Genomic DNA, 7,280 nt, shown 5'->3' with positions numbered 1-7,280 from the left:
TGGGTGTCCGAACGGGCGCAGCGGATGACGCTCGTCTTGGGTCGGTCTGTTCGCTGTGGCTGGGGTGGCGCGCAGCTGCTGCCGCCTCTGTGTGCCCTTGTTGGTCACCAGCCGGGCCGGTGGGGCTCGTTGCCCAACCGGGCAGTGGTGGCGGTGCGCGGTCGTCTGCCCCATCGGGCATCTGGAGGTGGGGACTCTTTTGAAACGAGGCACACCTTGTTTTAAACAGAGTGTTGAAAACAAACCGTGCGCCGTTTCAAAACAGTCCCCGCCCTCCGATGCCCCAAAGGGCAACGAACCCACCGGCCCGCTACATAAGCCCCGGCGGCGCGCGGATGACGACGAATACGTGCGGCCAGAGCAGGCCCGAAGGGTGCGCGCCACCCCAGCCCACCACCCACAGACCGACCCTCCAACACCCGCATCCGCTGCGCCCGTCCGGACACCCACCTCTTCCATCCACAAACTGGCCGGTCACCGGGACGGCGAACACCCACGAACCCTCCCCCCGTAGGTGCCTCCCTCGTGCATCCGCACGAAACAGACACCCGGCCAAGCCCGCGCCACCTAAGCCAGGCGTAGAAGCCGCCCCACCCACCACCCCAGCCACCCCGAAAGCAACGCCCTCTAGGAGGCCAGGACGGCGGCCAGGCGGGACAGGGCCCACTCCAGTTCGCCGCGCGTGATGGTCAGCGGCGGAGCCAGGCGAAGCGTCGAGCCGTGCGTGTCCTTCACCAGCACACCCTCGCGCATCAGCCGCTCGCTGATCTCACGGCCGGTGCCGATCGACGGGTCCACGTCCACGCCCGCCCACAGGCCACGGCTGCGGAAGCCGACCACGCCCTGGCCGGTGAGCGCCGTGAGGCCGTCCCGCAGCACCTCGCCCAGCTCGGCGGCGCGGCGCTGGTACTCGCCGGTCCGCAGCAGGCCGATCACGGCACCGCCGACGGCGGCGGCCAGCGGGTTGCCGCCGAAGGTCGAGCCGTGCTGGCCCGGGTGCAGGACGCTCAGCACCTCGCGGCGGGCGACGACGGCCGAGACCGGGACGATGCCGCCGCCCAGGGCCTTGCCCAGCAGCAGCACGTCGGGCAGCACCGACTCGTGGTCGACGGCCAGGGTGGTGCCGGTGCGGCCGAGTCCGGACTGGATCTCGTCGGCGATGAACAGCGCTCCCGCGCGCCGGGTCAGCTCGCGCACGCCGGTGAGGTAGCCGTCGTCGGGGATGAGGACACCGGCCTCGCCCTGGATGGGCTCGATCAGCACGGCCGCCGTGGTCTCGTCCACGGCCGCTTCCATGGCCGCCAGGTCGTTGAACGGGACGACGCGGAAGCCGGGCGCGTACGGGCCGAAGCCGTTCCGGGCCACCGGGTCGGTGGAGAAGCCGACGACGGTGGTGGTGCGGCCGTGGAAGTTGTCGGCCGCCACCACGATCGTGGCCCGGTCGGGGGCGACGCCCTTGACGTCGTAGGCCCACTTCCTGGCCACCTTGATGCCGCTCTCGACCGCCTCGACGCCCGTGTTCATCGGCAGCGTCATGTCGAGGCCCGTCAGCTCGGCCAGCCCCTCGGCGAAGGCCGCGAGCCGGTCGTTGTGGAAGGCCCGCGAGGTCAGCGTGAGCTCGTCGAGCTGGCGGTGCGCCGCCTCGACGAGCGCCGGGTGGCGGTGGCCGAAGTTGAGCGCGGAGTAGCCGGCGAGCATGTCCAGGTAACGGCGGCCCTCCACGTCCTCCATCCACACACCCTCCGCGCCCGCGATCACCACGGGGAGCGGGTGGTAGTTGTGCGCGAGGACGCCGGACTCCGCGGCGATCAGCTCCGCCGAGGAGCGCGCGCCCGCGGCGGGGGCCCGGCCGGTGCGGTCGGTGCGGTCGGTCGAAAGGGTCATGGCCGGACCTCCTGGGTGCAGCACTTGATGCCTCCGCCGGCCTTGCGCAGCTCGGAGAGGTCGACGGGGACGGGAATGTATCCGCGGTCGGCGAGCCGGTCGGCCAGGGCCACGGCCTGGGAGGCGATGAAGACGTGGCGGCCGTCGGAGACCGAGTTCAGGCCGAAGGCCAGGGCGTCCTCCCGGGTGGCGAGCACGGCGTCCGGGTAGAGCCGTTCCAGCACCGCGCGGCTGCCGGGCGAGAACGCGTCGGGGTGGTACACGACGTTCCCCGGGCCGCCGTCCTGGCCGTCGTCCAGCGCGAACAGCGCGGTGTCCAGGTGGTAGAACAGCGGGTCCACCAGGCGGAGCGTGACCGTGGGCACGCCGAAGAACTCCTGCGCCTCCTGGTGCGCCGCCGCCTGCGTGCGGAACCCGGTCCCGGCCAGCAGATGGGGCCCGACCGGCACGAGGTCGCCCTCGCCCTCGCAGATCGCCTCCGGCTCGTGGACGTCGAACCCCGCGTCCTTGAACCACAGCGCGTACACGGCGGACTCGGGCTGCCGCTGCGGGGCGGCGTACCGGGAGCCGAAGACACGGCCGCCCAGGATGAGGCCCGCGTTGGCGGCGAAGACCATGTCCGGCAGGTCGGGGACGGGGGTCACGCTCTCCACGGTGTGGCCGTGGTCGCGGTAGGTCTGGATCAACGTGGCCCACTGGCGGCGGGCCAGCTCCGTGTCGACGGGCGCGTCCTCGTGCATCCAGGGGTTGATGGAGTAACGCACGTCGAAGAACCGGGGTTCACAGGTGAGGTAGCGCCGCGGGCGCCGCACGCGTGAGGGAGGCATACACATAACGGTAGAAAGGCCGGAGACGGCAGACAAGAAAGCAAGATTGCGCGTACGCGCAGCGATGTTGCGTCATATGGCGCTTCAGAAGCTGTTCGTTGCGTCGGTGGGGCTGGTGAGAGTCCTGGGGGTGGCGGGGCTCGCGGCCGCCGCCTCGGGGCTGCCGGAGAGGAGGTGGGAGAGCACGATGACGCTGATCGTCTTGCGGATGAACGGCTCGGCGCGGATGCGTTCGAGCACCTCCTCGAAATGGGCGATCCCGGTGGCCCTGATGTGCAGGAGGGCGTCGGCGCCGCCGGTCACGGTCATGGCCGCGGTGATCTCCGGATAGTCGCGGACCACCTCCGCCAGCCGCCGGGGCGGGGCGGCTCCGTCGCAGTAGACCTCCACATACGCCTCGGTGCCCCAGCCCAGCGCGGAGGGGCTGACCATCGTGGTGAACCCGGTGATCACCTCGGCCTCGCGCATGCGGTCCACGCGCCGTTTCACCGCGGGCGCGGACAGGCCGATCTCGGCGCCGATCTCGGCGAAGCTCGTGCGGGCGTTGGCGACCAGGGCGGCGATGATCTTGCGGTCCAGGTCGTCGAGCGCCGTGGGGTGACTTGTCATGTTTGATAACCCTTTGATCCGCTGGGAGGCGGGACGGATAGTGTGCCTGTCATTGTTGATGCCCCGGCCCAGGGAGGAGACCTGGCATGCCGCTGAGCGTGCGGGAGCTGGTCGCCCGCCGGGAGTTCCGCCTGTCGGTGGCGGCGGGTGCGGCCGGGCTCGACCGGCCGATCAGCTGGGTGCACGCGAGCGAGGTGCCCGACCCCACGCCCTGGCTCGAACCGGGCTCCCTGGTGCTGACCACCGGTGTCGGCCACGACGGGCCCTCCTCCGTGGCGGCGATGACCCGGCGGCTCGCGGACGCGGGCGCGGCGGGCGTGGGCATCGCCGTGGACCTGGTCTACCGCGAGGTGCCGCCCGAGGTGGCCGCGGCGGGTGAGGAGACCGGGCTCCCGGTGCTGGTGGTGCCCTATGCGACGCCGTTCGTCGCGCTGGCCCAGGCGGTGGCGCGCCGCATCGCCGGGGAGGAGCGCGCCGCCCTGGAACGCGCCCTGGTGGTGCACAGGCGGCTGACGGAGGCGGCGCTGGCGCGGGGGGCGGCGCCGGGCGCCGTCCGGGTGCTCGCGCGGGAGCTCGACGGGTGGGCGGCCGTGGTGGACGCGGGGGGCACGGTCACGGAGGTGGCGCCCGAGGGTGCCGTCGGGGCCGCCGCCGTCGCCGCCGGTGAGCTCGGCGGCGGACGGTCCGGGCAGTCGGTGTCGGTGGTGGACGCGACCGGCCACCTGGTGGGGCACCCGCTGGGCGCGGGCGGCCCCCGGGGTCATCTGCTGATCCACCGGCGCGCGGCGTTCACCGCCGCGGAGCACAGCGTCGTCGCGGCGGCGGCCTCGCTGGTCACCTATGAGTGGGAACAGCGCAGGGCCGCCGCGGCGCAGGCCAGGCGCTCCGGCGCGGACGCGGTGGCGCAGGCGCTGCGGCCGGGCGCGGACCCGGAGGCGGCGCGGCGGCTGCTGGCGGCCTGGGGCGTTCCGCCGGAGGCGGTCACGGTCCTGGTGGCGCGCGCGGTGGACTGGGGCGGCGATCCGCACGGTTTCCTCGCCGAACGGGACCTGCCGGTCCTGGCCGCGGGCCCCGGGGTGGACGGCGAGGGGGACGGCGAGGGCGAGGAGGACGGGGAGAGCGTGCTGCTGACCGGCGATCCGGAGCGGGTGATCGCGCTGCTGCGCGGGCGGTGTGCCCAGGTGGGCGTGAGCGGCCGGGTGGGGGCGGCGGAGCTGGCCGAGGGCGTGCGGCAGGCCCGGCAGGCCCTCGTGATCGGCGCGCGGGAGGGCAGGGAGATCACCCGCGTGGGGGACCTGGGCGTGGTCGACCTGCTGCTCGCCTCGGCGGAGCGCTCGGTGCCGGACGTGCTGGTGCGCCGGCTGATCGACCCGCTGAGCCGGGCCGGGGCCGAGCGCGGCATGCCGCTGGTGGCGACGGTGGCCGCGTTCCTCGACAACAACGGGTCGGTGGCCAGGGCCTCGGCCGAGCTGGGCGTGCACCGGCACACCCTGCACCACCGCCTGGAGGTGGTGCGGGAGGTGCTCGGCCGGGACCTGGACTCCTCGTATGTCCGTCTCGAACTGGCGCTGGCGCTCCAGGCTCATGCCCTCCGCGGGGACGGGGCCGGCGGCTGAGCGGCGCGGTCCGCCGCCGGGCCGGCCTGGGCGACGGGGGGCGGCGGTCCGGCGGCGCCGGGTCCCGGCAGGTCCTCGAAGTCGAGGTGCCCGGTCTCCGGGTCCGGCCTGGTGGCCAGGGAGACGGCGACGAAGGTGATCAGGCAGGCGAGCATGCCGTAGCTGACCGGCTCGTTCGCGTAGAGCCCGGAGACCACCATGAACACGGCGCAGACGGCCGTCCCCGCCAGCACGCCGGCGATCGCGCCGGCGGTCGTGGACCGTTTCCAGAACATCGCGCCGATCACCGGCACCAGCAGCGCGGCGGCCAGCACGTCGGCCGCGACCGTGACCGCGCCCACCACCGAGTCCAGGGCGAACGAGAAGCCGAGCGCCACCAGGCCGACGGCGAACAGCGCGATCCTGCCCGCGTTCACCCCCGAGAGCCTGGCGCCGCCGATCGGGCGCAGCACGTCGTTGGTCAGCACCGTGGAGGCGCCGATCAGCAGGCCGCTCGCGGTGGACATCGACGCGGCGAGCGCGGCGGCCATGACCAGGCCGAACAGTCCGACCGGGAGAACGATCGAGGCGACGCCGGCGTAGGCGTCGTCCGGGTTCTCCAGCGAGGGCAGCAGGACGCGGGAGGCGGCGCCGATCAGCGCGCCGGCCAGGCCGTAGAGGGCGCAGTAGGCGCCGGACGCGACGGCGCCCCAGCGGGCCACGCGCTCGGACCTGGCGGTGAGCAGCCGCTGCCAGTTGCCCTGGTCGATCATGAAGCCGAAGAAGAAGAGCAGGAAGTAGGCGCCGATGGTGCCGAGTCCGATGCCGGTGGGCGAGAAGAAGTCGCCCGGCAGCTCGTCGCGCATGGTGGACAGGCCGCCCGCCTCGTTGATCGCCAGCGGGAGCATCAGGAAGAGGATGCCGACCGTTTTGACCATGAACTGGACCACATCGGTGAGCGTGATCGACCACATGCCGCCCGCGACGCTGTAGAGCATGATCGTGGCCCAGCCGATGAACGCGGCCGTGGTCGGTGAGATGTCGAAGACCACGGTGAGGACGGCGCCGATGGCGATGATCTGGCCGACGCCGACCATGAGCGTGTAGAAGACGACGATGGCCGAGCTGAGCACGCGGGATCCCGAGCCGAAGCGGCGGCTCATCGCGTCGGGCACGGTGTAGACGCCGCTGCGGAACAGCTTGCCCGCGAAGAAGACGCCGATCGCGGCGATCCCGAGGGCGAGGGCGAGCACGAGGACCATGCCGGAGACGCCGTACTGGTAGCCGAGGCTCACCCCGCCGACGGTCGAGGCGGCGCCGAGCACCACGGTGGACATGGCCGAGGTGTACATGAACGGGCCGAGCCGGCGCCCGGCGATCGCGAAGTCCTCCGAGGTGCGGCTGCGGCGCATGCCGAAGTACCCGGCCACGATCATGACCAGCAGATAGAGCAGGATGACGATCTTGTCCGCCATGTCAGGATCCTCCGGGGTTCGGGGCGCCCGCGCCGCCGTGGACCACCAGGTGCGCCACCAGGTAGGCGGCCAGGTTGGCGGTCCTGTCGTTGACGTCGGTCAGCGGGTTGACCTCCGTCAACACCATCGCATCCACGTGGGGGGCGAGGCGCTGGACCAGCTGGATGGCCTGGAAGGACGTCAGTCCACCGGGCTCGTGCGCCCCGGCGCCCGGGGCGTGCGCCGGGTCGACGCTGTCGATGTCGAACGCGAGCAGCACCCGGTCGGCCGAGGCGATGTGCGCGATCACGTCGTCGGCGACCGGATCGGCGCCGCGGCGGTGGATCTCGGCGGCCGGGATGTTCCGCAGGCCGCGCTCGGCACGGTAGGCGAGCGAGGAGGGGAAGTTGAAGTGGCGCGAGGCCAGTTGCACGGAGGCGGCGACATCGACGCCCGGCAGTTCCGAGGCCCGGCGCATCCCGGAGGAGTGGCTGTGGGTGCCCTGCTGCTCGTTGCGGTCCAGCAGGTCGAGGTGGGCGTCGAGGTGGACGACGGCCACGGTGCCCTCGCCCGCCTCGGCCAGGCCGCGGGCGGCGGGGAAGAGCAGCGAGTCGTCGCCGCCCAGCAGCACCGGCGTGCGGCCCTCGGCGAGGGCGTCCCCGACGGCCTGGGCGGCGGCGTCGAGCGTGGCCTCCAGGTCGTGGGCCACGGTGCGCACATCCCCCGCGTCGCTCAGGAGGTCGTCGGGGAAGGGGTGGAGGGCGGCGTGGTCGAGGCAGTAGATCCGGCCGCCCTCCCGCCGCTGGAGGATCCAGCTCATCGCCTGCCGGATCCTGGCGGGGGCATAGCGGCTGCCGGGCCAGCCGAGCGTGGCGGCGCCGTCGAAGGGCGCGCCCAGCAGGCTGTAGCGG

At 73.0% G+C, this 7,280-nt stretch carries 6 protein-coding genes; 1 reads left to right on the top strand and 5 read right to left on the bottom strand.

Annotated features, from left to right (window positions below):
• Positions 1–627: 627 nt before the first annotated feature.
• The 3 genes from rocD to ADY01_RS30095 all read right to left on the bottom strand — a co-directional run bounded on the left by rocD (position 628) and on the right by ADY01_RS30095 (position 3,320).
• The gene (rocD, locus tag ADY01_RS30105) at positions 628–1,884 is read right to left on the bottom strand and encodes an ornithine--oxo-acid transaminase (protein ID WP_049579783.1); all 1,257 of its coding nucleotides are present in this window, start codon (positions 1,882–1,884) and stop codon (positions 628–630) included.
• Entirely contained in the window at positions 1,881–2,711 is an 831-nt protein-coding gene (gene ddaH, locus ADY01_RS30100; RefSeq protein ID WP_049579781.1) for a dimethylargininase, read from the bottom strand. Before ddaH ends, rocD begins: the two co-directional genes overlap by 4 nt.
• An 84-nt stretch (positions 2,712–2,795) precedes the next feature.
• On the bottom strand, positions 2,796–3,320 hold the full coding sequence (locus ADY01_RS30095; RefSeq protein WP_049579779.1) for an Lrp/AsnC family transcriptional regulator: 525 nt from the start codon (positions 3,318–3,320) through the stop codon (positions 2,796–2,798).
• Positions 3,321–3,406: 86 nt separating this feature from the next.
• On the opposite strand from ADY01_RS30095, the gene ADY01_RS30090 reads away from it, so the two are divergent.
• Positions 3,407–4,936 carry a PucR family transcriptional regulator gene (locus ADY01_RS30090; RefSeq protein WP_049579776.1) on the top strand — a complete coding sequence of 510 codons (1,530 nt, stop codon included), beginning with the start codon at positions 3,407–3,409 and terminating at the stop codon, positions 4,934–4,936.
• On the opposite strand, the gene ADY01_RS30085 is transcribed toward ADY01_RS30090, so the two are convergent.
• Together ADY01_RS30085 and ADY01_RS30080 are read right to left on the bottom strand one after the other, a co-directional pair.
• Entirely contained in the window at positions 4,903–6,390 is a 1,488-nt protein-coding gene (locus ADY01_RS30085) for a sodium:solute symporter family transporter (RefSeq protein ID WP_063784413.1), read from the bottom strand. The genes ADY01_RS30090 and ADY01_RS30085 overlap by 34 nt on opposite strands.
• A gap of 1 nt (position 6,391) precedes the next feature.
• On the bottom strand, positions 6,392–7,280 hold an 889-nt coding region (locus ADY01_RS30080; protein WP_063784412.1), incomplete at its 5' end, for an arginase family protein.

Source organism: Streptomyces sp. SBT349, from assembly GCF_001083795.1.
In the GTDB taxonomy this organism is placed as follows: domain Bacteria; phylum Actinomycetota; class Actinomycetes; order Streptomycetales; family Streptomycetaceae; genus Streptomyces.
The sequence above is the reverse complement of the archived record's forward strand: the minus strand, read 5'-3'. Positions and strand labels throughout refer to the sequence as shown.

What these genes read in the sequence shown, in the direction of transcription:
- rocD (WP_049579783.1), bottom strand. Translation starts at nt 1,884, where the DNA reads ATGACCCTTTCGACCGACCGCACCGACCGCACCGGCCGGGCCCCCGCC.
- ddaH (WP_049579781.1), bottom strand. Translation starts at nt 2,711, where the DNA reads ATGCCTCCCTCACGCGTGCGGCGCCCGCGGCGCTACCTCACCTGTGAA.
- ADY01_RS30095 (WP_049579779.1), bottom strand. Translation starts at nt 3,320, where the DNA reads ATGACAAGTCACCCCACGGCGCTCGACGACCTGGACCGCAAGATCATC.
- ADY01_RS30090 (WP_049579776.1), top strand. Translation starts at nt 3,407, where the DNA reads ATGCCGCTGAGCGTGCGGGAGCTGGTCGCCCGCCGGGAGTTCCGCCTG.
- ADY01_RS30085 (WP_063784413.1), bottom strand. Translation starts at nt 6,390, where the DNA reads ATGGCGGACAAGATCGTCATCCTGCTCTATCTGCTGGTCATGATCGTG.